This is a genomic window from Candidatus Binatia bacterium, from assembly GCA_036493895.1.
In the GTDB taxonomy this organism is placed as follows: Bacteria; Desulfobacterota; Binatia; order UBA1149; family CAITLU01; genus DATNBU01.
This window is the reverse complement of the sequence record DASXOZ010000047.1, coordinates 1-24,187: the sequence shown is the minus strand read 5'-3', so window position 1 is coordinate 24,187 and position 24,187 is coordinate 1. Positions and strand designations below refer to the sequence as shown.

Sequence of the window (24,187 nt, the reverse complement as noted above, 5' to 3'; positions counted from 1 at the left end):
GGTCAGTGGCCGTGGTTGGCGCGATCGTCCGCGTCGGAGCGGTTGGCAACGGCCGCCGGCGCGAGGAAGCGGCTTTCATGCTGCACGCGCACCAACGGATCGTCGCCGGCCTGGACGGCGAACGTGAGCGACGTCGACGCGCGATCCAGCCTGGCCTCCTCGATGCGGACACGGACGGGAAGCTCGCCCAGCTTTCCTGCGGCGACGGTGATGTCCGTCGCCGAGGCGACGGCGAACGGAGGCTGCGTCGATACGCGGTAGGTGCGCGCCTGCTGGGACTTGTTCATGACCTTCAGCGTGTAGACGTTCTCGATCAGGCCGGCGCCGACTTCGCGGTAGAGCGTCGTGCGGTCGCGCAGCACGTCGACGTCCAGCGGCATGCGCCGCGCCAGCCCGACGGCAAGCGCGCAGGCGACGACCAGCAACACCGCGCCGTATCCGACCACGCGCGGCCTCAGCAGAGGCAGCGGCTTGCCCGCCAGCGCGCTTTCGGTCGTATAACGCACCAGTCCCTTCGGCAGCCCCACGTCGTGCATGACGCTGTCGCAGGCATCGATGCACGCCGCGCAACCGATGCACTCGAACTGGGTTCCCTGGCGGATGTCGATTCCGGTCGGGCACACGTGCACGCACAGGCGGCAGTCGATGCAGTCGCCGAGACCGGCCGCGGCCGGCGAAAGATCGCGGCGCCGGTGACCGCGTGGTTCGCCGCGGCCTGCGTCGTAGAAGATCGTCAGCGTCGCGCGGTCGAACATCGCGCCCTGGAAGCGCGCATACGGGCATGCGTACTTGCAGATCTGCTCGCGCATGAAGCCGGCATCGACATAGAGGGCAAGGGAGGCGACCGCCAGGAACACCCACTCGCCGCCGCTCACGGATTGCCCGACAATCCGGACGACGAGATCGCGGACAGGGAGGAAATATCCGACGAACGTCACGCCCACCATGGCAGAGAACGCGAGCCAGGCGGTGTGCTTGGCGGTCTTGCGAAGGATCTTGCGGCGGTTCCAGGGGCCACGGTCGAGCAGGATGCGCCTGTTCCGGTCGCCTTCTGTCAGCCACTCGATCCACATGAAGAACCTGGTCCACACCGTCTGTGGACATGCGTAGCCGCACCACAGGCGGCCGGCGAGGTTCGTGAAGAAGAACAGGCCGAACGCAGCCAGGATCAGCAGCCACGACAGGTAAATGAAGTCCTGGGGCCAGAACGTAAGGCCGAAAAGGTAGAAGCTGCGGGCAGGAACGTCGAACCACACCGCCTGGCGACCGTTCCACTGCAGCCACGGAAGTGCGACGTAGAATCCGGCCAGCGCGAACAGCACGACCGTGCGAAGCCGCTGCCACGGACCGTTTGCCTCGCGCTGGTAGATCGGCTCGCGCGCCGCGTAGAGCGAGACGCCGCTCACGCGCGCCTTGGCCGAACGGGCCGCACCGGCTGGTCGCGTTGCGGCGTCACCGGCAGTGGCAGGGGCGACGCCCATCTCTCACTCCGCCGCTCCGACGTGCGAAAGACTGTAGACGTAGGCCGCGACCAGGTGCGCCTTGTCGTTGCCGAGAATGTCGGCGTGCGCCGGCATCTTCGACGAGCGACCGTTGCGCAGCCCGTACTCGATGTCGGCCGCCGTGCCTCCGAACAGCCAGACGCTGTCGGTCAGGTTCGGCGCGCCCATCGCCTTGTTGCCCTTGCCGTCGGGCCCGTGACACGCGATGCAGATCGTGCCGAACCGCGCCTTTCCGGCCTCGGCGAGCTGAGCATCCGCCGGCTGGCCCGACAGGCTGAGCACGTACTGGATGACTTCCCTGATTCCCTGTTCGCCGCCGAGCGCGGGGGCGAACGCCGGCATGAATGCCATGCGGCCGCCGAGGATCGTCGTCTGGATCGTCTCGGGGTCGCCGCCCCAGATCCAGTCGTCGTCCGCGAGGTTCGGAAAGCCGACGCCGCCGTGAGCGTCGGCGCCGTGGCAGGCTGCGCACGTGTTCGCGAACAGGTGACGACCCGTCGCGACGGCGCGGGAGTCGCGCGCGAGATCCTCGATCGGCCTTGCCGCATACGCCGCATAAAGAGGCTGGACCTTCGCGTCGGCCTCGCGCACCTCCGCCTCGTGCTGGCCGACTTCGGTCCATCCGAGAACACCGGGAAATGCGCCGAAACCCGGATAGAGGACGAGGTAGACGCCGGCGAATCCGATGGTTCCGACGAACAGCCACAGCCACCAGCGCGGCAGCGGCATGTCGTATTCCTCGATGCCGTCGAAAGCGTGACCGACGGTCTTCGGGCCTTCGTCATCGCCCTCGCGCCGGGTCCCGGCCCACAGCAGCAACCACGCCGAACCGACGACGTTGATCACGACGATCGTGGCGATCCACAGGCTCCAGCCGCCGCTCATCGTACCGGACCCTGCCTCGGAATCGGCGGCAGAGCCGCATGCTTTTGAAACGGCGGCAGAGCCGCCTCGTCGCAAAACTGCGGCAGGGCCGCCTCGTCACAAAACGGCAGCAGCGCTGCCTGCTGGAAGGCCTCGCGCTGTCGCGGCATCCACGCCCAGACCAGCAGTCCGACGAACGACAGGAACAGCAGCAGCGTGCCGACCGCTTCGAACATGCCCGCGCTCATCCCTTCTTTCCCTTCATCGCCAGGCCGAGCTGCTGAAGGTACGTGATCAGCGCTTCGAGCTCGGTTTTGCCCTTGACGGCGCCCTGCGCCTTGGCGATCTGGTCGTCCGTGTACGGCACGCCGACGAATCGCAGCGCTTTCATCTTGGTCGCCGTATCGCTTCCGTCGAGAACGCCTTCGGCGAGCCACGGAAATGCCGGCATGTTGGATTCCGGCACGACGTCGCGGGGGTTGTTCAGGTGGATGCGGTGCCACTCGTCGCTGTAACGCCCGCCGACCCGGGCAAGGTCGGGGCCGGTTCGCTTGGATCCCCACAGGAACGGATGCTCGTAGACCGACTCGCCGGCGGTCGAGTAATGCCCGTAACGCTCGGTTTCGGCGGCAAGCGGCCTGACCATCTGCGTGTGGCAGACGTGGCATCCCTCGCGGATGTAGATGTCGCGTCCCTCGAGCGCGACGGCGTCCAGGGGCTTGACCCCGTCGGCCGGCGCGGCGGCCGACGTTTCGGCGATCAGCGGCACGATCTCGGCAAGGCCGCCGAAGCTGACGACGAGGATGATGCAAAGGCCCATCAGGCCGATGTTCTTTTCGAATGGCGTCTGCGTGGCCATCGCGTCCTCCGTCCGCTTACGCGCTCGCCGCGGCCGCCGCGGCAACGGGGACTTCGTCGGTAACCTGCACCGTCAGCGTTCGCCAGACGTTGTAGGCCATCACGAGCATGCCGCTGAGGAAGACGAAGCCGCCGAGCGCGCGCACCATGTAGTACGGATGCGTGGCCGAAACGCCTTCGACGAACGTGTAGGTCAGCGTGCCGTCGTCATTGGTCGCCCTCCACATCAGGCCCTGCATCAGTCCGGCGATCCACATCGACGCGATGTAGAGAACGACTCCGACCGTGGACAGCCAGAAATGCACGTTGATCAGCGACTTGCTGAACATCCGCTCTTTTCCCCACAGGCGCGGAATCATCGAGTACAGGCAGCCGATCGTGATCATCGCGACCCAGCCGAGCGCGCCGGAGTGCACGTGCGCAATGGTCCAGTCGGTGTCGTGGGTCAGCGCGTTGACGGTCTTGATCGACATCATCGGCCCTTCGAACGTCGCCATTCCGTAGAACGACAGCGCGACGACCATGAACCGCAGGATCGGATCGGTGCGAAGCTTCTCCCACGCGCCCGAGAGCGTCATGATGCCGTTGATCATGCCGCCCCACGACGGCGCCCAGAGCATGATCGAGAAGACGACGCCGAGGCTCTGGGCCCAGTCGGGCAGCGCACTGTAGTGCAGGTGATGGGGACCGGCCCACATGTAGAGGCCGATCAGCGCCCAGAAGTGCACGACCGAAAGGCGGTACGAGTAGATCGGCCGCCCGGCCTGCTTCGGGACGAAGTAGTACATCATCCCGAGAAAGCCGGCCGTCAGGAAGAAGCCGACCGCATTGTGGCCGTACCACCATTCCACCATCGCGTCGACGCTGCCCGCGTAGATCGAGTACGACTTCCACATCGAGACCGGGATTTCCGCACTGTTGACGATGTGCAGCAGCGCGACCGTCACGATGAACGCGCCGAAGAACCAGTTGGCGACGTAAATGTGCTCGACCTTGCGTTTGGCGATGGTCCCGAACCAGACGACTGCGAAGCTGATCCATACGACGGCGATCAGGATGTCGATGGGCCACTCGAGCTCGGCGTACTCCTTGGCCGTCGTGTAGCCGAGCGGCAGCGTGATGGCCGCGAGCACGATCACGAGCTGCCATCCCCAGAACGTGAACTTCGCCAGTCCCGGCAGGAACAGCCGCGTCTGGCAGGTGCGCTGCGCGACGTGGTAGGCCGATGCGAACAACGCGCAGCCGCCGAACGCGAAGATCACCGCGTTGGTGTGCAGGGGCCTCAGGCGCCCGTAGCTCAGCCACGGCACGGCGGGCAGCAGGTCGGGCCATGCCAGCTGCAGCGCCAGCACGAGGCCGACCAGCATGCCGACGATGCCCCAGACCAGGGACATCAGCGCAAAGTTGCGCACGACCCCGACCTCGTACTCGCTTGCCGCAGCGGCCTCCGTGCTCATCGTCAGGAGCCTTAGTTGGCAGCGAGGCTGCGCACGTGGGCGCGCAGCGACTTGACGACGTCCGGCTTGGACGCGAGGTCGGGATTGGCGGCCATCAGCACGCTCAGCCCGACGCCCTGCCCGCCTTCGACGATGGTCTTCTCGATGTGGTCGTCGGTCACCGTCTTCTGCCAGTCGGGCGACGTGAAGTCGCGGGGCTTCGGGTTGAGCGCGACCGCCGCAGCGCCGTCGCCCTTGCCTGCTGGACCGTGACAGGTCGAGCAGCGCTGCTGCCAGACCGTGTCGGCTTCCTGCTTGGCCCCGTCGGGAATCTCTTCGGCCGAGGCGATCGTCGCCAGCAGCATGAACACGCTCGCGACCACTGCGACGAAAAAGCCGATGCGCTCGGCGGGAATGGATTGGGAAGCTGCACTTGTCATGATCGCGGTCTCCTCTGCGCCGTACAATCCACGCACGGCGGTCGTTCTCGTTCTTTGCAGGCGGATCACGGGAGAGCCGGTGCGACCGCCGTGGCGGTACGCAAGTGCCGTGAGATCCGCATCATTTTCTCCTCGAGCTCCCGGCGCCGCGTTTGGATTAGCAAACGGCCGGCCAACTGCGGCGCGACGAGAAAAATGCCTGATCTTGGAGAGTTGGAGGCGCGGAATCCTTTCGGAATTCCCGCAATTGAGAAACGCGCGATTGCCAGTCCTCAGAACTGGAAATCGCGAGCGATCAGAGCTCGAGCTCCTCGAGTTTGCGGTAGAGCGACGACAGGCTGATGCCGAGCATCTCGGCCGCGCGTTTCTTGTCGCCTTCGCTGCGGGCGAGCACGCTGGCGATGTGCCCGCGCTCGTAGAAGCGCGTCGCGCTCTTCAGGTCGTCGCCGACGGCGGCGCCTTCGGGAGCTGCCAGCTCGGCAGCGGCGCGGCCCGGCAGGTCGGCCGCGGTGATCCACTGGCCGTCGCCCACGATCATCGCGTGCTCGATCGCGTTGTCGAGCTCGCGGATGTTTCCCTTCCACGGCATGCGCAGCAGCGCTTTCATCGCAGCGTTGTCGACGCCGCGAAAACGCCGGTTCATCTCGGTATTGTGGCGCCGGACGAGGAATTCGACCAGCGCGGGAATGTCCTCGCGGCGGTCGCGCAGCGGTGGAATCTCGATTCCGAAGACATTGAGGCGGTAGTACAGATCCTCGCGGAACAATCCGTCCTGGCAGCAGGCGGCCAGGTCGCGGTTGGTGGCCGCGATGATGCGCACGTCGACGCGCACCGGCTGGGCGCCGCCCACCGGCATGATTTCCTTCTCTTCGATTGCGCGAAGCAGCTTGACCTGCAGCGCCAGCGGCAGCTCGCCGATCTCGTCGAGGAAGATCGTGCCGCCGCGCGCGCGCTGGAAGAGTCCCTCCTGGCTCGTCAGCGCACCGGTGAATGCGCCCTTGACGTGACCGAAGAGCTGGCTCTCGAGCAGGGTCTCGGGGATCGCGCCGCAGTTGATCGGAAGGAAGATCGCATCGCGGCGCGGGCTCTCGCGGTGGACCGCACGCGCGACGACTTCCTTGCCGACGCCGCTCTCGCCGGTGATCAGCACCGTCGAGTTGGTCGGGGCGACTTTCTGGATCAGCCCGACGATGCGTTTCATCGCCGCGCTTTCGCCGATCAGATTGTCGAAGTCCCAGCGCGAGTCGACCTCGCGGCGCAGGTACTGGATCTGCCAGGCAAGGTCGCGCCGTTCCAGAAGACGCATGACCTTGGCGAGCACCTCGTCGTAGACGAGAGGCTTGATCATGTAATCGTGGGCGCCCTGGCGCAGCGCTTCCACTGCCGTCTCGACGCTGGCGTGCGCCGTCATCAGCAGCACGAGCGTCTGGGGGCAAAGACGACGCACCTCGCGCAGCAGCTCGACGCCGTCCATGTTCGGCATGCGCAGGTCGGTGATCACGACGTCGAATTCGGCCTCGTGAAGGAGGTCGGCGGCCAGCTTGCCGTCGGCGGCGGAATTGACGTCGTATCCCTCGTCGGTCAGCACGTCGACGAGACTCTCGCGGCTGGCCGCTTCGTCGTCGACGACCAGGATGGATCCTCTCGTGTTCGTCATCGGGCTCGTTCCTCTTGCCGGGTCCATACGGGCCGGCGATGACATTGACTCGTTCGCGGACGGGTGCGAATTATTTGTCATGAGACCGCTCCTGAAGCTCGTCGGGCTGGACGCTGCCGAGTGCGAGCGCCGCATGCAATTGCTGGGATTCGGAGAGGCCGACCGGCAGCGCCTGGTCCACCTCTCTCCTTTCCTCGAGTCCATCGCCGACGACATGGTCGAGGTGTTCTACCACCGCATCCTGTCGATTCCGGATACCGCCCGTTTCCTCGAGGACCCGGTGCTGGTCGCCAGCCTGAAGAAGGCCCAGCGCCGCCACTACATCGAGCTCGTCTCCGGAACCTACGATGCGGACTACTTCGAGAGCCGCCTGCGCGTCGGCATGACGCACGCGCGCATTCGCCTCGATCCCAACCTCTACCTCACCGGCTACCTCGTCCAGATCAGTTTCACGACCCAGCGTCTTTTCGAGCACTTCGGTGAAGATGTCGCCGCTGCCGGCGCGGCGGTCGATTCGCTCGCGAAGATCCTGATGCTCGACATCGCGCTGGCCACGGAGGCCTACATCTACGGCGGCTTCGTCGAGCGCTCGACCGCCGACCTTCGGGCTTACGAGACCGTGCTCGCCCAGGAGGCCCTGTCGTTCCGCCTTCGCGAAGAGGCAAAACGCGAGGAGTTGCTGCGCATGGTCGTGCATGACGTCCGCAGCCCCGTTGCCGCGATCATCGCCACCGCGCGCGCCGCATTGCGACGCTTCCGTGACGTGCGCGAGCCCCCCGGCAAGCAGTTCGCGCTCCTGGAGGCCACGGGGCAGAACGTGCTGCAGATCATCGACAACATGGTTTCCCACGCGAGGGCGCCCGGCGGAGAGCTGCCTCTTGCGGCCGAGCCGTTCGACGTGGCCGAGGTCGTCAGTGCCTGCGTCGCCCAGCTCATGCCGTTCGCGCAGCAGACCGGCCACGTGATCCGTCCTCCGCGGCTCGAATGCACTCCGAGCACGCGCCTGGACAAGAGCCTGGTGCGCAGGATCGTTTCCAACCTGCTGATGAATGCGTGCCGCCATACGCCCGCGGGATGCAGCATCGACGTCGAATGCGGCGTCATGGAAGACTGGTGCAGCATCATCGTCGCCGATAACGGTCCAGGACTGCCGACGACGATGCGCGAAGCGCTGGTCGGCGAGGCCGCCCTTCTTCCTCGCCCCGATGCGGGAGCCTACGTCGACAGCGGGCTTGGGCTGCCGTTCTGCCGCATGGCCTGCGAGCGGATGGGCGGACGCCTGGAGCTCGGGCCGAAAGCAAAGTTCGGCACGCGCTTCGTCGTGCGCCTCCCTCTCGGGCTGGCGATTTAGCGAGCTGCGACCCTGCACAGTACCTTTGCTCTCGTGCTGCGGCTGCTGGTCGATTCCGCTCGCCGAGCTGCTCGAATCTCCGAAGACACCAGGCGCGAAGTGCGGCCGATCAGCGGATCGGCGACCTCGAGCAGCGACGCGTACAGTTCCCAATGCGGAGCGTGATCCAGTTCCGTCGCCAGCTTCTCGAGGATCGCGGGATCGTTGCTGTCGGCCAGCCGCGAGCGCGCGGTATGGATGGTGCGGCGCAGCGCGACCAGCTTCGGCGGCACCTGCACGAGGAAAGGACCGCCGTCGTCCACCGCCTCGCAAAGCCCGGCAAGCGACCGCATCAACGCTGACCGGAACGCCGAACGCCGAGCCAGCTGCGGCCAGGCGTCGCGGCTGCCCGGAGTGACCGCGGCGACGCTGGTGAAGACCGCCGCCAGGTCGTCGTGCAGGCTCGCGCAGGAAGTCAGGGCGTCTTTCAGGAACATTTGACTGCAGTTCGAGCAGGAACCATGCCACGGATCGACGCGGCGGCTTCCGCCGCGCGGGCCGCAGATCGCACGGATTTGCATTGAAAAACGTTGCGGGGGGAAGGCCGGGGCTTCCCAGAGTCGGGAGGCCCGGTCCGCGGCATTTTCATCCGTGGGAATGTTCCCGTCCGGGTGACAGACCCTCTGCCGGAGCAGCCGGTCAAGCCGACCGCAGCGGGAGTTCCACTGAGGGGCGCAGCGGCGCCCGCGGCCCCGGCCCGACTGACGCGCGGCGTGATTCGCGCGGCCGGGAAAGCCGGGCCCCCGGTTTCCCGCGATCGGGAAGAATCGGCGCAGGACCCGAAGCCGCGACGTGGCAGGACACGCGGCGTGTCCTCCAAAACCTCACCGCTGGCCCCGATGACGCACCGACTCCGCTCCTTCGCAGCCTTCCCTGGCGCGCGTGGAATGACGTTTGCTCGATACCGTCTCCAGGACCGCGCCGCCGCTGGCGCCCGGCAAAGCCGGGGACTGGCCAGGCAGGCCCACGCACGAAGGAACGAAGGAGGATCATTGATGAACGATTTTCTCGGCGCTTACTCGATCCAGCACTGGCTGGAATCCTGTCCCCAGGGTTACCTAGAGGACACGCAGTTCGGCCATCGCGGCGGCGAGAACGAGCCCTCCTTCCTGATCGACAACGAGGTGCTGCGCGAGGACGCGATCCGGACCACGGTGCAGCTCGTCGTCGGCGAGCGCTGCGCGCTGTCGGCCTCCTCGGGGCTGATCAATGCCGCTCCCGACGAGGCCAGCCGCCGTTTCCTTGCGACCCAGACCCTCGACGAAGCACGCCACGTCGAGGTGTTCACGCAACGTCTCTACGATCTCGGCGTTCGCAAAGCCGACCTCGAGACGACCGTCGAGCGCTACGCGAATCCGAACCTCGTCAAGTTCGCCGAGATCCTTCTCGAGAAAGTCGACCGCAAGGATTTCTTCTGCGGCGTCGTCGGGCAGAACATCGTGCTCGAGGGAATGGCATTCAGCGTCTTCGAGATGATGCACGCGATGAACGGCGCGCAGAACCCGAAGTTCGCCCACACGCTGTCAGGAACCATCGCCGACGAACGGCGCCACGTCGGCTTCGGCGAGAACCGCATCGGTTCCCTGCTGCGCGAGCACCCGGAGAAGAAATCCGAGATCGAGCGCATGCAGAGGGACATGTCCTGGTTCATGCTCGCGACGTTTGCCGAGGCTTTCCGCGAAAACCGCACCGATGCCGAGCTCGACCGCATCGGCTTCGAAAGAAGCCATGCGACGTTCCACGGGGCCGACCTTGCCGAGCTGAGCCTCGAGGAAATGGAAGGGCTGCTCGCCAACACGGTGCTCGGCGAGTTCAAGACGCGCCTGTCGCGCATCGGGCTGGAATACCAGTCCCCGCCGCGCCCGTAAGCGGATCGCAGCGCAGGTCACAGCGCAGATCGTGGAGATGGAGGCTTTCATGAATGCAGCCCCGGCCATTGCCGCGCCCGAGCCCGTTCTCGCGATCGAGCGCAGCGGGGAGGCGGCGGGCGAGCGGCGCCGCTACGAGCTCGAAGATACGGGATTCAATGAGGTGCCGAAGCGGTTTCGCCGCTTCTACCGCCGCTGGGGCGGACCGGGCGAAGTGCTCGCACCCAACGAAGTGCTGTGCCCGGTATGCAAGGTCGTGATCCGCTCGACCCGCGAGCTGAGGCCCGGCGACCACGTCTTCTGCCTGCCGTGCATGTCGAAGCTGGTGGTCGTGCGCGCCGCCGACGGAAGCCTGGCGGCGACGTCCCCGCACTGAAATCGGCGACGGCCCCGGCGGTGAGCCGGGGCCGTCATCGATTGCAACGAACGGTTACTTGAGCGCCATCACGTAGTCGGCCAGCGCCTGGACCTCTGCATCCGACAGCTTGTCGCTGTAGGCCTTCATCGCCATCTTGTCGCTGTCCTTTTCCTTGACGCCGTTCTTGATGGTGTCGGCGGCCTTGGCCTTGGTCAGGCCGGACTTCACGTCAGCGGCAGTCAGGTCCTTGACCTTCGCCTTCTCGCCGGCCTTCGTCTTGCCCTTGCCGTCGGGGCCGTGACAGGTCTGGCAGTTCTTCGTCCACAGCTTTGCCGCATCGGGGGCGTCGGCGGCCATTGCGGGGCGCGCCAGGCATACAGCGGCCAATGCAACGGCGGCCAAGCCCGCACCGCGCAAGACACTTTTCGACGTGATGTTCTTCATGCGTGCCTCCTGCTCTTTGATCGGAATGTCGGGGGCCACAACAGGCCCGATCCTGCACCGTTGCGGATCCGTCGTGTTTCTACGGCGGGGAAAATCCTGCCGCAACAGCGGAAACTCTGCTACAGCACCTGATGGTGGCGCAGGTCGCGAATGACCTCGACGATGTAGATCAGCGCCGCCAGGCCGTAAAGCGGGATGCCCGCCGCGAAGAAGAACGTCATCGACAGCGCTGTCGTCTTGACGAGGCACGACAGCGTGATGACGGTAGCGAATGCCACCAGTGCGAGCGCTACGCGGATCGCGGTAGTCACGGCTCGGCCTTCTCCTTCGGATCGCTGTCATGGGCATCGCTGTCGTGACCGGATCCGGCCCCTTCGTCTTCCTTCGCTTCGCCGGAGGCCGGCTTTGCTTCGTCGCCGGCAGCCTTGGCTTCCGCCGCCTCACCGTCGTCCGCCTGCTCCACCCCGTGGATCGATTCGTGGCACTCGACGCAGCGATCCTTGCCGGACAGCAGGTCCTCGAGCGGGGTGTGATTGGGGTCCTCGATGAAGAATTTCGCCCCTTCGTGGCATTTGAGACAGATCGAGTTCGGGTACTGGCCGTACAACTCGATCTTGGCCGGATGGCCGAAATAGTAGGCTGCCACGTGCCGCACGCCGCCGATCTTGGCCTGGATCGTCCCGAGGAAGCCGTAATTGCTGTGGCAGGTGTAGCACTGGTCCTGCTGGATCCAGCGATGCTGGAAATGCTCGGCCGCCAGGGAGTCGCCGGCCTTGCCGGTCACATCGTTCACCCAGGGGGTCATCGTGTGGCACGACGAGCAGAACTCGACCGATTCGGCGCGGGTGAAGGCGAGTTGGAACGTCACGGCCGACAGGAGCGCCGGAAACACGATGACCACGAAGAACAGAGCGATCTTGGTTCTGGTGCTCATCGCAACGTGACGGGGCGACTGCCCCCTCGACAGTGTGACAAACGCCGGGCCCGCAAGCCAGCCAACCGGGTGAGGTCATGACGGCGCGGCGGCGCGCGCCGCGTCGAGGACGGCTGCGATCGATCGCGGCTGCAGGCGCGCGCGCTTCCACGCGTCGCCCCGCCGCAGCTTCGCAAGCCGCGCGAGCGTGCTGCGCACGTCGAAGTGGTCGCCTCCGGAAAGATCGCGCAGTTCTTCCCAGCCGACGGGCACCGCCACGGGAGCGCCGGGCCGCGCCCGCGTCGAGTAAGGTGCCACTGCCGTCGCACCGCGCCCGTTGCGGAGGTAATCGACGAAAATCACTCCTTCACGCCGCGCTTTTGCCAGATGTGCCGTAAAGCGCCCCGGCTCCGTCTTGACGATCGCGCGCACGACCGAATGCGCAAAGCTCTTGATCTGCGGCCACTCGCGGTCGGCGACGACCGGCACGACCACGTGGAGCCCTTTTCCTCCCGTCGTCATCAGCAGGCTCTTCATCCCGAGCCGCGCCAGGGCCTCGCGAACCGTCGCCGCGCCGTCGCACACCTGCTTCCACGAAACGTTCGGGCCGGGATCGAGATCGAAGACGATGCGGTCGGGGCGCTCCAGGTCGGTGACGCGCGAGCCCCAGATGTGGATCTCGAGCACTCCCAACTGTACGAGCGCCGCCAGGCTCGCGGCGTCGCGCACGAACAGGTACTCCGACTCGGGATCGCCGTGGCGGCTCGGAATGCGGACGTGCCCGACGCTCTCGGCCGGCGCTCCGTGCGCGTTCTTCTGGAAGAAGCAGCCGGCGTCGTAGCCGTTCGGGCAGCGCAGCAGCGTCAGCGGCCGGCGCGCCATCCACGGAAGCATCCACGGCGCGACGAATTCGTAGTAGCGCGCGAGCTCGAGCTTGGTGACGCCGGCGTCGCGGTAGAGGACTTTCGTCGCGTTGCCGATGCGCACCCCTGCCACACGAGGGGCGGATGCTGCTCCTGCGGGCTGCTCCGCAGTCGCAGGAGCGGGCGTGGGATCCGCGACCCGCGCGGGTGACCGCGACGGCTTCGTCACGCGCTGCGTGCGCGCGAGCGCCCGGCCGGCGTTCTCGTGGTTCGCGCCGCCTTGGGCCTGGAGCGAGTGGACTCGCGGCGGGCGACGCTCTTCTTCAGCAGCGCCATCAGGTCGACGACGTCGGTGCGCGGCGCTGCCTCGGCCTCGGCCTCGGACGGCTCCTCGATCACGTGGGTCTTGCCGGCCTTGATCTTCTTCTGGATCATCGCCAGCACGTCGTCGCGATACGAGTCGTGGTACTTTTTCGGGTTCCACTTCGCGCTCATGTCCTTGACGAGCCGCTCGGCCAGTTTCACTTCGCGGTCGCTGATGCCGAGCTTGCGCATGTCCGTCTCGGGCACCTGGATGTCGAGTTTCTTCGGGTCGCGCAACTCGTAGGCGTAGCGCAGCATCTCGAGCACGAGCACTCCGCCTCGCACCATCAGCGCCGCCATTCTCTGGCGGCTGCGCAGCACGACGCGGGCCACGCCTACCTTTCCGGTGCGCTCGAGCGTCTCGCGAAGCAGCGCGTAGCTCTTGCTCCCCTTCTTGATCGGCTCCAGGTAGTACGGCTTCTCGTAGTAGACGGGATCGATCTCGGACTGGTCGACGAAATCCTCGATGTCGATGGTCCGTGTCGCCTTCGCGTTGGCCTTGCGAAGGTCTTCGTCGGTGAGGACGACGTACTCGTCCGGCTCATATTCGTAGCCGCGCACGATGTCCTCCCACGGCACTTCCTTTCCGGTCTCGCGGTTGACGCGGTTCATGCCGACCCGGGAGAACGTGCGCTTGTCGATCTGGTGGAACGCGATGTCGTTGCTCTCCTCGCCGCTGACGAGGGCGACGGGGATCTCGACGAGGCCGAAACTGACGCTGCCTTTCCAGATCGAGCGGGCCATGATGCTGCTCGGCTACTCCGCTGCATCACTCGTCATCTTCTTCGTCCTCCTCTTCTTCCTCGAGATCCTCTTCCTCGGAATCGAGCTCCTCGTCCTCCTCTTCCTCTTCGATCTCTTCCTCGGTTCCGGCGGCCTGCTGTCCCTGCAGCTCGGTCTTGCGGGCCTCCATTCGCGCCGCGAGTTTCTTGAGCTCGTCGGCTTCCATCACCTTGCGCGCGCGCGGGAACATCCTGGTCTCCTCCTCCTCTGCGTGGTGCTCGACGACGTCCTTGAGCACTTTGGCCTTGGCGGAGAACACTTCGGTTCCCGGATCGGTGTCCTCGATCTCCGGCATCACCAAGTCGACGACGTGGTGTTCCTCGATCGCTTCCTGGTAGAGCTTGCGGTCTTCGCGTTTCTTGACTGCGTCGCGGTACGCTGGATAGAAAATCTCTTCCTCGAGCGTCGTGTGGATCTCGAGCTCGAGCGCGATCCTTGCCAGCAGCTCTTCTCTCTTGTCCGCCGAGCGCTCGGTGGATTTCTCGAGCTGGGCCAGAAGCCCTCGCACCTTGTCGTGATCCGCCTTCAGCATCGATAGGGCATCGGCTTGTTGGGGCATGGCGTTCTCCTTCGCGTCGGCGAGTTGGACAAACTTTTCCCGTTTTTTCCGACGCTGGCATGGCGGTAGCATTCGAACCATTGCAACGCACGAATGTTTTCCCCGGCGGGAGCTGCTGCCCGTGCGGGGGGAAAAGATCGTGCGCTCCGCCGCGCCGATCGCGCGGCAAATCCTTCGTCGCCGTGCCGGTTTGGAATCGAAGTGGTGCGCGCCGCGGCGCGAATGCGGCAGAGCGAACCATCGCGGGGCGTTTGCACGAAATCGACGAACGCCCATCGGGAGGCCGCGTTCCTGGGGGCTGCATCATCACGCAGCGGAGGGACGGGGGTTCTTGCAGCAATCGGGCTTTCGTGGATGCTGGCACGCATGGCAGCCACGCGTCGCAGCCGGCCGGCTCCTCGCGCCGGCGCGCGCGCCGCGCCCCACGCCGCGAAAGCCGCCGCGAAAGCCGCCGCGAAACCGTCGCGGAAGCCCGCTGCCGATCCGCCTGGCAAACGCCCCGAAAGGCCCAGCGCAAAAACGCCCGCGAAACGCAGCGCAAAACCGGCGGCCAAGCGCACGACCAGGGCCGATGTCGCGGCGCCAAAGCATCGTGCCGCCTCGTCCGGGTCGGTCGCGCAGAAACTGGCGCTGTATCGCAGCAAGCGCGATTTCGGCAGGACGCCCGAGCCGTCGGGCACGACCCGCCGTGGGAAGATTCGCCGCAAAAGCGCAACGCTCCCGTTTTTCGTGATCCAGAAACACGATGCGACGCGGCTGCATTACGACTTCCGCCTCGAAGTGGACGGCGTGCTCAAGTCGTGGGCTGTTCCGAAGGGCCCCTCGATGGATCCTTCCGACAAGCGTCTGGCGGTACAGACCGAAGATCACCCGATGGACTACGCCGATTTCGAGGGAATCATTCCCGAAGACGAATACGGCGGCGGCACCGTGATCGTCTGGGACGCAGGACCGTACCGAAACATCAAGGAGCAAGAGGGTCGCGGACCTTCGATGGCCGAGAGCTGGGAGCGCGGCCGCATCGAGGTATGGCTCGAAGGCCGCAAGATCCGCGGCGGGTTCGCGCTCGTCCACAGCCGCATGGGCGACAACGAGAAGAACTGGCTGCTGATCAAGATGAAGGACACGGCGGCAAATTCGGGTGCCGATCCGGTCACGGAAGAAATGCGCAGCGTGATGTCGGGCCGCACGATCGAGGAAGTAGCCCGCAAGCCGAAAAAGGTGTGGTCGTCACGCTGAAACAGCGGGCGGCGCGGCGCCGTGCGGGCGGCGAGGCACCACGCGGCCGGCGCACCGATGCAACGCGTCGCGCGGCGGCCAAGTCCGCGCCGTTCCCGGAGTGGATCCCGCCGATGCTCGCGACGCTCGTGACGCGGCATTTTTCCGACCCCGCGTGGATCTTCGAGCGAAAGCTCGACGGCGTGCGCTGCCTGGCTTTCCGCCATGGCGGCGAGTTGCACCTCAAATCGCGCAACGGGCACGACATCACGGCGACCTGGCCGGAAATCGCCCGCGAGCTGGCCGCCGAGCGGCGCAGCGATTTCATCATCGATGGAGAGATCGTTGCATTCGAAGGACGCACGACGAGCTTCTCGCGGCTGCAGGGACGCATGGGCGTGCGCCGGCCTGCGCCGTCGCTCGTCGAGGCGATTCCGGCGGTGTACTACGTATTCGACGTGCTGCGCCTCGACGGCAATGACACCAGGGCCCTTGCGCAGCGCGAGCGCAAGCACCTGCTCGAGCACGCGCTGCGGTTCCGCGATCCCGTGCGCTACAGCGACCACCGCGACACCCACGGCGAACGATATCTCGAGGAAGCGTGCCGCAAGGGCTGGGAAGGACTGATCGCCAAGCGCGCCGACGCGCCGTACGTATCGCGGCGCTCGCGTGACTGGCTCAAGTTCAAGTGCAGCGCCGGCCAGGAACTGGTGATCGGCGGCTACACCGATCCGCGCGGGTCGCGCTCGTCGTTCGGCGCTTTGCTGGTCGGTTACTACGAACGCGGCGAGTTGCATTATGCCGGCAAGGTCGGCACCGGCTTCGACGAAAAAATGCTGCAACGCCTCGGGTCGATGCTGAAACGGCGCGGGCGCGCCACGTGTCCGTTCCGCGACACTCCGCGCGAGGCCGGCGCGCACTGGGTGACGCCGGAGCTGGTCGGACAGTTTTCGTTCACCGAGTGGACGCGCGACGGCAAGCTTCGCCATCCCAGCTTCCTCGGCTTGCGCAGCGACAAGACCGCGCTCGACGTGCGGCGCGAGAGCCCGGGCTCCGGCGCATGACCAGCCGCCGCATCGGCGGGCGCAGCATCGAGCTGTCGAACCAGGACAAGATCCTGTTTCCCGGCGACGACATCACCAAGGGTGACATCGTCGCCTATTACGACGCGATCGCGCCGCGCATTCTTCCGTTCCTCGAAGGCCGCCCGCTGGTCGTCGAGCGCTTTCCGGACGGTATCGCCGCCGGCGGGTTCTTCCAGAAGCAGGCATCGCCGCACACGCCGGAGTGGGTGCGCACCCTGCGCGTGCGCAAGCAGGGCGGATTCCAGAGTCTCGTGGTCTGCGACGACCGCGCGACGCTGGTTTGGCTGGCCAACCAGGCGGCCATCGTGCTGCATCCGTGGCTGAGCCGCGCCGAGTCGATCGACCGTCCCGACGTTTTCATCGTCGACCTCGATCCACCGTCGGGTGCATTCGCGCAGGCCCGCAACGTGGCGCTGTCGCTCAAGCGGCTTTTCGACGAGCTCGACGTGCCGGTGTTTCTCAAGACGACGGGATCGAAGGGACTGCACCTGCTGGTGCCGCTGCGGGGGACGGAGGATTTCGACACCGTGCGCGGCGTCGGCCACTCGCTGATGCAGGTGCTCGCGTCGCGCCATCCGGACCTGGTGACGACCGAAGTGCGCAAGGAGAAACGCAAGGGGCGCGTCTATCTCGACATCGCGCGCAACGCGTACGCGCAGACGGCAGTAGCGCCGTACTCGGTCCGAGCGCTGGAGTGTGCGCCGGTTTCCACTCCGATCGCGTGGCAAGAGTTGCGCTCACCGCGCATCGACGCGCGGAGGTGGACCATCGAGACCGCCGCGGCTCACGCGACGAAGGACCCGTGGGCCGGATGGCGACGCCGTCGCTGTTCGATGAGCGCAATCGCGAAGAAGCTCGCAGCCTGCTAGCGGGCTCCCGCGCGCCGGTGCTGTCCGGCACTGCGGGCACGGGCGGCCTGACAGCAGGCGTGGCGGCGCGGAGCCGGCGCCGGGTCCGGATCCGCAACCGCCGGGCGCAACTGTTCACTCGCTCGAGGCGCCGCTGCTCTTCTTCGAGCGGCTTCTCGATCCGCTCTTTTTCGACCCGCCGCTGGTGCTTTTCGACCCGCTGCCGCTGGTGCGGCTCCTTGATCCGATGCTCTTGCTCGAACGGCTCTTCGAACCGCTGGAATGGCTCTTCGAGCGGCTTCGCGCACCGGAGGCTGCCGCGCTTCGGGACCTGGTGCGGCCCGACGTGCTCCTGCCCGACGCGCTCTTGCGCGAGGAACTCTTGCCCGACGCGCTCTTGCTCGAGGAGCTCTTGCGCGATGCGCTCTTGCTGCCGGAAGAGGTCGAGCGGCCCGAGGACGAGCTCGCGGACTTCCTGGAGCGGCTGTGCGAGGCCTTACCGCCAATGCGGCCGCCCTTGCGCGACGGTTCCTTGTTCTCTTCCTTGCCGCGGCCCGAGCCCGCCCGCTTGCCGCCGCCGCCCGTCTTGTTGACGGTGGCCCAGGCGCGGCTCTCGGCCTCTTTCGCGCCGACTCCGCGCTTCTCGTAGCCTTCTTCGATGTGCTCGGCCTGGCGCTTCTGCTTGTCGGTGTACGTGCTCTTGTCGCCTCTTGGCATGTCGTGGCCCTCCTTCGGGATGCAAGTGTTGTGAGTCCGGTAACGGACAGGAGCGATCACGATCGTCGTAACATGACGGAACGAGGTCAGGTAGATCGAACGACGCGGGATTGTCGCGCTTTCGATCGCACGCGCAGCAATGCTTTCCCGCCTGGGTGAAACGGGAGCCGTTCCATCGAGATTTGCGCGGCGGCATTGGCGCGCGGGATCGACGCTCGAGACCGGCGCTCGAGGATCGGCGAGGATTCAGGTGCGCAGCGCGTCGGCCGCGAGCTCGAGCACGTCGCGGTTGCGCACCTGCTCGTTTTTCTCTTCGGCCTTCACGCCGTCGCTCAGCATCGTCATGCAGTACGGGCAGGCCGACGCGATCGTCGTCGCACCGGTCGCCAGCAGCTGCTCGACGCGCAGCACGTTCACGCGCTGCTCGGGCTTCTCCTCGATCCACATGCGGCCTCCGCCGGCGCCGCAGCACATTCCGAAATTGCGCGTGCGCTCGGGCTCGCGAAGATCGACCCCCGACAGCGCGGAAAGGATGCGCCGGGGAGCGTCGTAGACGCCGTTGTAACGGCCGAGGTAACAGGAGTCATGGTAGGCCACCGATCCGGCCGCCCCGCCATCGAGCGACAGCCTTCCCGACGTGATGAGGTCGGCGACGACCTCGGTCGCGTGCTGCACCTGGTATTCCCCGCCGAACTGCGGGAACTCGTTCTTGATCGTATTGAAGCAGTGCGGGCAGTTCGTGATGACCTTGCGTACGCCGAAGCCTTCGAAGGTCTCCACCGCCATCTGCGCCATCGACTGGTAGAGATATTCGTTGCCGAGGCGCCGGGCCGTGTCGCCGTTGCACGGCTCGTCGCGACCCAGGATGGCGAACGAGATGTTCGCGGCTTTGAGCAGCTTCGCCACGGCCCTGGTGATCTTCTTTGCGCGGTCGTCGAAGGATCCGGCGCAGCCGACGAAGAACAGGTACTCGGCCTCGGGGTTCTCGGCCAGCGTCGGGATGTCCATCCCTTCGGCCCAGTCGGCGCGCTTGTCGGCGCCGATGCCCCACGGGTTGCTCTGCCGTTCCATGCCCTGGAACACGCGGGTCAGCTCGGCGGGAAAGCGCGACGCTTCCTGCACGAGGTGGCGGCGCATGTCGACGATCTTGTCGACGTACTCGATGTTGACGGGGCAGGCTTCTTCGCAGGCGCGGCAGGTGTTGCACGCCCACAGCACCTCGTCGGAAATGACCTCGGCGGCCCCACGCTCTTCGCCCGTCGCAACCAGTCCTTCGACCGCCGGATCCGTCACCGACTCGGGATGGGTGTAAAGATAGTCGCGAAGGTTGAGCAGGAACTGGCGCGGTGCCAGCGGCTTTCCGGTCGCGGTGGCCGGACAATGCGACGAGCAGCGCCCGCACTCGGTGCACGAGTACATGTCGAGCACCTGCTTCCAGTCGAAGTGGCGCATCTGGGAGCTGCCGTAGATCGCGTTCTCGCTCTCGAGGTCCTGCTTGGACAGGCGGCCGAGCGGCTCGAGCTTGGTGAAAAAGACGTTCGGGATCGACGTGATGACGTGGAAGTGCTTCGAGTTCGGCAGCAGGTTGATGAACGTCAGGATCACCAGGTTGTGGATCCACCACGCCGTGTTGCTCGCACTCTCGGCAAAGCCCGGACCGAAGCCCGCCAGCACGTGGGACAGCGCGTGCGACGCCCATCCCCACATCTTCTCGGCCTCGATCTCCGGATTGCCCGCCAGGAAGACCATGCGTCCGGCGTCATAGATGAGCCCGCTGCAGGTGATCGTCGTGATGAACAAGAGGATCAGCACCGCCTCCCAGTGAGGATGGTTGGCCACCCTTTCCTCGGCGGGCTTGAAGCCCATCAGTCGCTGGGGGTGCGTGAACAGCCAGCGTGACACGAGGATCAGCGCCGACACGGCGACCAGCACTTCAAAGGTGTCCTTGAGGAAGACGACGGGACCGCCGAACTGGGCCGCACCCGCCAGCGGAATGACGAAGTCGGGAAACCAGCCTCGCGCGAACATCGAGACGACCTGGTAGCCGAGGATCAGGAAGCCCCAGAAAACGAAGGCGTGCAGCACGCCGGCGCGGCGGTCGCGCATCGGGCTCTTGAAGAACTTGAACTGGCCGATCGCGTACTTCAGGGTGCGGCCGATCCGCTCCTGGATGTTGTCCCAGCGATCGACCGATCTCATGTAGCCGAGGATCGCGAAGCGCCGGGCGACCTGGGCGACGAACAGTCCGACCAATCCCAGGAACGCGATGGTCCAGATGACGGTGCTCACGATCAAACCTCCAGCCTGCGCCTGGTCCCAAGCCCGCTTCGCGTCGTCCGGTCGGGTTCGACCGGGAAAAACGCCGGAAAAAAGGCCGGGCGCCAGGCGACGGGCGATTTAAACGGGGACGTCACCGCCTTGCAATCCACCCCGCTGCAGCACCGAAGAAGATCAGCCGCCTCCGGCCGAACCGCCGTGCGTGCCATTTTTGTCGAGAGATTCCGTGCGTCTTCGCGCCGCGGCACCCTGGCCGCGGCAGTCGTGCTCGCTGCCGGCGCCTGCTCGCGCGCCGCCGCCGGGCCGATCGTCACCGTGCACTCGGCAAGCGGCGACACCAGCGTCACGGTCGAGCTGGCCCTTTCCCCCCAGCAACAGGAGCGCGGGCTCATGTTCCGCACCGAACTGGCCGAAAACGCCGGAATGCTGTTCGTGTTTCCCGACGACGGCGAGCGCACGTTCTGGATGAGCAACACTCCGCTGCCGCTCGACATCCTTTACATCCGCGGCGACGCGACCGTGCTGTCGATCGCTGCGCGCGCGACGCCGTACTCCGAAAAGCTGATCCCGTCGCGGGGCCCGGCCCGGTACGTGCTCGAAGTAGGTGGCGGCTGGGCCGAGCGGCACGGCGTAAAGCCGGGGGACAGGCTCACTCTTCCCGCGCTCGCCGGGTCCCAGACGCCGGGCCACTGACCGCCGGGCCGCAGAACGGGCGAAGCTGATACTACGCAGCGCAGCGAAGTGGCCGCCCGATTGTAAGATCCCCCTCTTTGGCGCATTTTGGGGGCAATGCCGCGTTCGTCGATCGTCTCGCGCATCGCGCACGACAGCTTTCGCCACGCTCCCTCGACGATGCCGTCCGGCACCTGGTGGGAGAACCTCGAGAGCAATTTCTGCGATCGCCCCGAGGGGTTCGAGCTCGAGCCGTGGGACTGGGCGCGCGTCAACGCGACGGCGGCCCTCGACCTGGTGATGAGGACCTGGGGCGGAACCCTGCTCGCGATGACGATGCCGTTCGGTTACCTGCCCGGCATCGGCGGCTTTGCCGACACTCCGGACGACTGGGCTCTCTACAGTGATTTCGTGCGCAAGGACCGCGACCCGTCGCAATTCTTTCGCGAGCCTCCCGACAACGTTCGCGTCACCGAGTACGCACCGCGCTGGAGCATCTTCGAACCCACCGGTGGCCACTGCGTCGGCCTCAAGTTCGAATCCCCGTACGAGCCTTTCAATCCGCGCCTGTCCGCGACTTTCGAGCAGCATCGCAACAACCGCATTGCGCGTGCGCGCTGGTGGCGCCATGACGGCGGCCCGCGCCCGACGCTGATCGCGATCCACGGCTTCATGGCCGATCCGTACTGGCTCAACGTGCGCTTCTTCTCGCTGCAACAGTTCTACGAGCGCGGCTACGACGTGCTGCTCGCCACGCTGCCGCACCACGGGCTTCGCGCGGAAAGCTCGACGCTCTACAGCGGGCAGGGTTTTTTCACCGCGGGGATGAGCGGCATCAACGAGCACATGGCGCAGGCGATCTGCGACCTTCGCGTGCTGATGCGCTACCTGCGTCGCGATCGCGGCGTCGAGAAGATCGCCGTGACGGGCGTCAGCCTCGGAGGCTGGACGGCCGCGCTGCTGGCCGGCCTCGAGGACGACCTCGACGCAGTGATCCCGAACGTTCCGGTCTGCAGTCCGGTCGACTTATTGCTGGAATGGCAGCCGGCGGGGACAATCGTGCGCACGGGGCTTTTCGCGCTGCGCTGGTCGGTGCGCTACCTGCGCGAGATCATGGCGGTGACGACCCCGCTCACCTACAAGCCGCGCATCGCGACCGAGCGCTTGATGATCATCGGCGGAGTCGGAGATCGCCTGGCGCCGCCCAAGCATTCGCGCCTGCTCTGGGACCACTGGGGACGCTGTCGCATCCACTGGTTTCCCGGCAACCACGTCGTGCACCTGGACCGCGGCGCGTACATCGCGCACGTCACCGAGTTCCTGGACGAGCTCGGGTTCTGCCACTCCGAGGCGCAGCCGCCTTCGCTGGCCGCGATCGGCTGAGGAAGACTCCCGACTCCCACGCGGCCGCGACGAACGCGCCGTGGTGCGATATCGAAAGCGCGGCGCGTCTTACGCCGTCGACCGCGAGCCACGGAGGCCGCCGGCCGTGGACCGAGACTCGCGACGGGCAAAGCCCGAGGCTTGCGGCTGCCTCGTCGATCACGAGTCGACGCACGAAGAGGCTCGCGTCGGCAGCGCCGCCGCAGGCGGCGACGACACGGCGCAGGTCGTAGAGTGCGGCAGGAGCGGCATTGGCGGCGCCGGCTGCGTCCTCGCACACGACGGCGTGAATCCATCGCGCGGTCTCTTCGACTTCGCCGCAAAGCACCCGCCCCTGCCAGCGTACGCAGCAGTGTCGCCGGCAACCCGGCGCGCGACGATCCGGCGGCCCGAGCTCCACTTCGAAGCTGCGCGGAGAGAACGGCAGGCCGGGATGGTCCCTGGCAACGGCCTTGTACGCGGCTTCCTTGCAGGCCCACAGCCGCCAGACCGGTCGCAGCGCGTTCGTCTGCGGCGCCTCGCTGCGCGTTTCGGACTCGGCGAGGATCCGGGCGACGAAGCGGGGATGGACGGCGCCGGGATGCGCCTCGGGATCGAGCAGGTCGACGATGTCATTGCCGATCCGCAAAGTATCCGGCCTCCATTCTTTCCAGGCAGTCGAGGATCTGCATGGCGATCTCGCGGCTCGCGCGCACACCGCTGGCGCCGCTCGAAGGTCGAAGCAGCTCCACGTCCATCGCGAAAGTCTGGTGCGGCGCCGGCAGCACGCTCGGCTCGCTCTGGCGCTCGCCGCGCAGGTAGACGCAGAGAACGCGCGCACCTCCGACGTCGCGCACAAGGCGGCCGACCCCGTCGGCGATGCGCTCGCGACAGATGCGACCGTCCGGGCTTCGCCCTCCTTCCGGAAACACGAGCATGCGGTCCCCGCGACGAAGCAGCCATGCCGCCTTGGCGAGCACCCGCTTTTGCTGGCTGCGATCTCCGCAGCGCGCGATCGGAATGCAGCGCGAAAGCCAGCTGAACCAGCGAAGCGGCGGCGACACGAAGAAATTCGACTGCTCGGCAAGGTTCCACACGTAGCTTCGCGGCTGCGTTGCGAGTTCCCACGGCGAAGCCAGCGCGTACTGCACGAGCATCGAGTCCACCCACGTCAGGTGGTTCGGGCACACGACCAGCGGGCCATCGTCGCTGCCGGCCAGATCGCGGGCGCGGCGGCGCAGCGCGCGCAGGTCGCGGATGCGCCAGCGCCTGGCGATGCGCATCCACGCAATCGTCGCAGGCCAGACCAAAAGCACGCCGGCCGCCCACGAAACCGCCATCTGCACGCGAATGCTCGCGCGCTCGGCCGCGGTCGGCGACTGGAGTGTCACCTCAGGATATCCCCTCAGGATATTTTGCCGTGAATCAACGTGACGGCGTCGGCGATGGTCTTGACGCTGTCGGCATCGTCGTCGTCGATCTGGATGTCGAAGGCATCCTCGAATGCGAGCACGATGTCGACGAGGCGCGCCGAATTGACCTTGAGGTCGTCGAGGATCGACACTTCGCCGCCTGCTCTTTCCAGGCCTTCGGGAGCCTTGGCGAAAGGACGGATGATGTCGACGACTTTCTGCTGGATTTCGAGCTCGGACATGTGGTGATTCTCCTGTGGGGTCAGGCACCAGCGCACGTCGAGCGTGCGCCCGCACC

At 66.3% G+C, this 24,187-nt stretch carries 28 protein-coding genes; 8 read left to right on the top strand and 20 right to left on the bottom strand.

The window, feature by feature from the left end; all coding sequences use genetic code 11:
• Positions 1-2: 2 nt before the first annotated feature.
• The 7 genes from ccoG to VGK20_11400 all read right to left on the bottom strand — a co-directional run bounded on the left by ccoG (position 3) and on the right by VGK20_11400 (position 6,757).
• On the bottom strand, positions 3-1,481 hold the full coding sequence (ccoG, locus tag VGK20_11430) for a cytochrome c oxidase accessory protein CcoG (GenBank protein ID HEY2774646.1): 1,479 nt from the start codon (positions 1,479-1,481) through the stop codon (positions 3-5).
• 3 nt (positions 1,482-1,484) lie between these two features.
• Positions 1,485-2,387: a cytochrome-c oxidase, cbb3-type subunit III gene (ccoP, locus tag VGK20_11425; protein HEY2774645.1), complete on the bottom strand. Its 903-nt coding sequence runs from the start codon at positions 2,385-2,387 to the stop codon at positions 1,485-1,487.
• On the bottom strand, positions 2,384-2,614 hold the full coding sequence (locus tag VGK20_11420) for a cbb3-type cytochrome c oxidase subunit 3 (GenBank protein HEY2774644.1): 231 nt from the start codon (positions 2,612-2,614) through the stop codon (positions 2,384-2,386). Before VGK20_11420 ends, ccoP begins: the two co-directional genes overlap by 4 nt.
• Positions 2,611-3,225: a cytochrome-c oxidase, cbb3-type subunit II gene (ccoO, locus tag VGK20_11415; GenBank protein HEY2774643.1), complete on the bottom strand. Its 615-nt coding sequence runs from the start codon at positions 3,223-3,225 to the stop codon at positions 2,611-2,613. The genes VGK20_11420 and ccoO overlap by 4 nt, the downstream gene beginning before the upstream one ends.
• A gap of 16 nt (positions 3,226-3,241) precedes the next feature.
• Positions 3,242-4,681 (bottom strand): cytochrome-c oxidase, cbb3-type subunit I, encoded by a 1,440-nt coding sequence (gene ccoN, locus VGK20_11410; protein HEY2774642.1) that lies wholly within the window; start codon positions 4,679-4,681, stop codon positions 3,242-3,244.
• An 11-nt stretch (positions 4,682-4,692) separates the two neighbouring features.
• Entirely contained in the window at positions 4,693-5,100 is a 408-nt protein-coding gene (locus VGK20_11405) for a c-type cytochrome (protein ID HEY2774641.1), read from the bottom strand.
• 295 nt (positions 5,101-5,395) lie between these two features.
• The gene (locus VGK20_11400) at positions 5,396-6,757 is read right to left on the bottom strand and encodes a sigma-54 dependent transcriptional regulator (GenBank protein ID HEY2774640.1); all 1,362 of its coding nucleotides are present in this window, start codon (positions 6,755-6,757) and stop codon (positions 5,396-5,398) included.
• Between the two features lie 79 nt (positions 6,758-6,836).
• Between VGK20_11400 and VGK20_11395 the strand changes: the two genes are divergently transcribed.
• On the top strand, positions 6,837-8,108 hold the full coding sequence (locus tag VGK20_11395) for a protoglobin domain-containing protein (GenBank protein ID HEY2774639.1): 1,272 nt from the start codon (positions 6,837-6,839) through the stop codon (positions 8,106-8,108).
• Here VGK20_11395 and VGK20_11390 read toward each other — a convergent pair.
• Positions 8,105-8,584: a hypothetical protein gene (locus VGK20_11390; protein HEY2774638.1), complete on the bottom strand. Its 480-nt coding sequence runs from the start codon at positions 8,582-8,584 to the stop codon at positions 8,105-8,107. The two genes, VGK20_11395 and VGK20_11390, sit on opposite strands and share 4 nt — an antisense overlap.
• Positions 8,585-9,142: 558 nt before the next feature.
• Between VGK20_11390 and VGK20_11385 the strand changes: the two genes are divergently transcribed.
• Positions 9,143-10,015, top strand: coding sequence for a ferritin-like domain-containing protein (locus VGK20_11385; protein ID HEY2774637.1), 873 nt, complete (start codon positions 9,143-9,145; stop codon positions 10,013-10,015).
• 49 nt (positions 10,016-10,064) lie between these two features.
• Positions 10,065-10,391 (top strand): hypothetical protein, encoded by a 327-nt coding sequence (locus tag VGK20_11380; GenBank protein HEY2774636.1) that lies wholly within the window; start codon positions 10,065-10,067, stop codon positions 10,389-10,391.
• 54 nt (positions 10,392-10,445) lie between these two features.
• On the opposite strand, the gene VGK20_11375 is transcribed toward VGK20_11380, so the two are convergent.
• From VGK20_11375 to VGK20_11345, 7 genes are all read right to left on the bottom strand, one after another.
• The gene (locus VGK20_11375; GenBank protein ID HEY2774635.1) at positions 10,446-10,730 is read right to left on the bottom strand and encodes a cytochrome c; all 285 of its coding nucleotides are present in this window, start codon (positions 10,728-10,730) and stop codon (positions 10,446-10,448) included.
• Between the two features lie 206 nt (positions 10,731-10,936).
• The gene (locus tag VGK20_11370; GenBank protein HEY2774634.1) at positions 10,937-11,128 is read right to left on the bottom strand and encodes a hypothetical protein; all 192 of its coding nucleotides are present in this window, start codon (positions 11,126-11,128) and stop codon (positions 10,937-10,939) included.
• Positions 11,125-11,751, bottom strand: coding sequence for a NapC/NirT family cytochrome c (locus VGK20_11365; GenBank protein ID HEY2774633.1), 627 nt, complete (start codon positions 11,749-11,751; stop codon positions 11,125-11,127). The genes VGK20_11370 and VGK20_11365 overlap by 4 nt, the downstream gene beginning before the upstream one ends.
• Positions 11,752-11,826: 75 nt before the next feature.
• Entirely contained in the window at positions 11,827-12,726 is a 900-nt protein-coding gene (gene ligD / locus VGK20_11360) for a non-homologous end-joining DNA ligase (GenBank protein ID HEY2774632.1), read from the bottom strand.
• 92 nt (positions 12,727-12,818) lie between these two features.
• Positions 12,819-13,700 carry a Ku protein gene (locus tag VGK20_11355; protein HEY2774631.1) on the bottom strand — a complete coding sequence of 294 codons (882 nt, stop codon included), beginning with the start codon at positions 13,698-13,700 and terminating at the stop codon, positions 12,819-12,821.
• Between the two features lie 25 nt (positions 13,701-13,725).
• The gene (locus tag VGK20_11350; GenBank protein HEY2774630.1) at positions 13,726-14,298 is read right to left on the bottom strand and encodes a hemerythrin domain-containing protein; all 573 of its coding nucleotides are present in this window, start codon (positions 14,296-14,298) and stop codon (positions 13,726-13,728) included.
• Positions 14,265-14,978 (bottom strand): hypothetical protein, encoded by a 714-nt coding sequence (locus VGK20_11345; GenBank protein HEY2774629.1) that lies wholly within the window; start codon positions 14,976-14,978, stop codon positions 14,265-14,267. Before VGK20_11345 ends, VGK20_11350 begins: the two co-directional genes overlap by 34 nt.
• Here VGK20_11345 and VGK20_11340 point away from each other — a divergent pair.
• The 3 genes from VGK20_11340 to ligD (VGK20_11330) all read left to right on the top strand — a co-directional run bounded on the left by VGK20_11340 (position 14,923) and on the right by ligD (VGK20_11330) (position 17,470).
• On the top strand, positions 14,923-15,537 hold the full coding sequence (locus VGK20_11340) for a DNA polymerase ligase N-terminal domain-containing protein (protein HEY2774628.1): 615 nt from the start codon (positions 14,923-14,925) through the stop codon (positions 15,535-15,537). The two genes, VGK20_11345 and VGK20_11340, sit on opposite strands and share 56 nt — an antisense overlap.
• 113 nt (positions 15,538-15,650) lie before the next feature.
• Positions 15,651-16,580 (top strand): non-homologous end-joining DNA ligase, encoded by a 930-nt coding sequence (gene ligD, locus VGK20_11335; GenBank protein HEY2774627.1) that lies wholly within the window; start codon positions 15,651-15,653, stop codon positions 16,578-16,580.
• A complete protein-coding gene (ligD, locus tag VGK20_11330; protein HEY2774626.1) occupies positions 16,577-17,470 on the top strand; it encodes a non-homologous end-joining DNA ligase in 894 nt (297 codons plus the stop codon). Before ligD (VGK20_11335) ends, ligD (VGK20_11330) begins: the two co-directional genes overlap by 4 nt.
• Positions 17,471-17,584: 114 nt before the next feature.
• On the opposite strand, the gene VGK20_11325 is transcribed toward ligD (VGK20_11330), so the two are convergent.
• The gene (locus VGK20_11325; protein HEY2774625.1) at positions 17,585-18,166 is read right to left on the bottom strand and encodes a hypothetical protein; all 582 of its coding nucleotides are present in this window, start codon (positions 18,164-18,166) and stop codon (positions 17,585-17,587) included.
• A 246-nt stretch (positions 18,167-18,412) separates the two neighbouring features.
• Positions 18,413-20,455, bottom strand: a complete 2,043-nt coding sequence (locus VGK20_11320; GenBank protein ID HEY2774624.1) for a (Fe-S)-binding protein — start codon at positions 20,453-20,455, stop codon at positions 18,413-18,415.
• A 186-nt stretch (positions 20,456-20,641) separates the two neighbouring features.
• On the opposite strand from VGK20_11320, the gene VGK20_11315 reads away from it, so the two are divergent.
• Positions 20,642-21,136, top strand: coding sequence for a DUF192 domain-containing protein (locus VGK20_11315; GenBank protein HEY2774623.1), 495 nt, complete (start codon positions 20,642-20,644; stop codon positions 21,134-21,136).
• Positions 21,137-21,232: 96 nt separating this feature from the next.
• The gene (locus tag VGK20_11310; protein ID HEY2774622.1) at positions 21,233-22,498 is read left to right on the top strand and encodes an alpha/beta hydrolase; all 1,266 of its coding nucleotides are present in this window, start codon (positions 21,233-21,235) and stop codon (positions 22,496-22,498) included.
• On the opposite strand, the gene VGK20_11305 is transcribed toward VGK20_11310, so the two are convergent.
• The 3 genes from VGK20_11305 to VGK20_11295 all read right to left on the bottom strand — a co-directional run.
• The gene (locus VGK20_11305; protein ID HEY2774621.1) at positions 22,425-23,126 is read right to left on the bottom strand and encodes a 4'-phosphopantetheinyl transferase superfamily protein; all 702 of its coding nucleotides are present in this window, start codon (positions 23,124-23,126) and stop codon (positions 22,425-22,427) included. The two genes, VGK20_11310 and VGK20_11305, sit on opposite strands and share 74 nt — an antisense overlap.
• Positions 23,110-23,868, bottom strand: a complete 759-nt coding sequence (locus VGK20_11300) for a lysophospholipid acyltransferase family protein (GenBank protein HEY2774620.1) — start codon at positions 23,866-23,868, stop codon at positions 23,110-23,112. Before VGK20_11300 ends, VGK20_11305 begins: the two co-directional genes overlap by 17 nt.
• 14 nt (positions 23,869-23,882) lie before the next feature.
• A partial coding sequence (locus VGK20_11295; GenBank protein HEY2774619.1) for a phosphopantetheine-binding protein occupies positions 23,883-24,187 on the bottom strand: 305 nt, incomplete at its 5' end.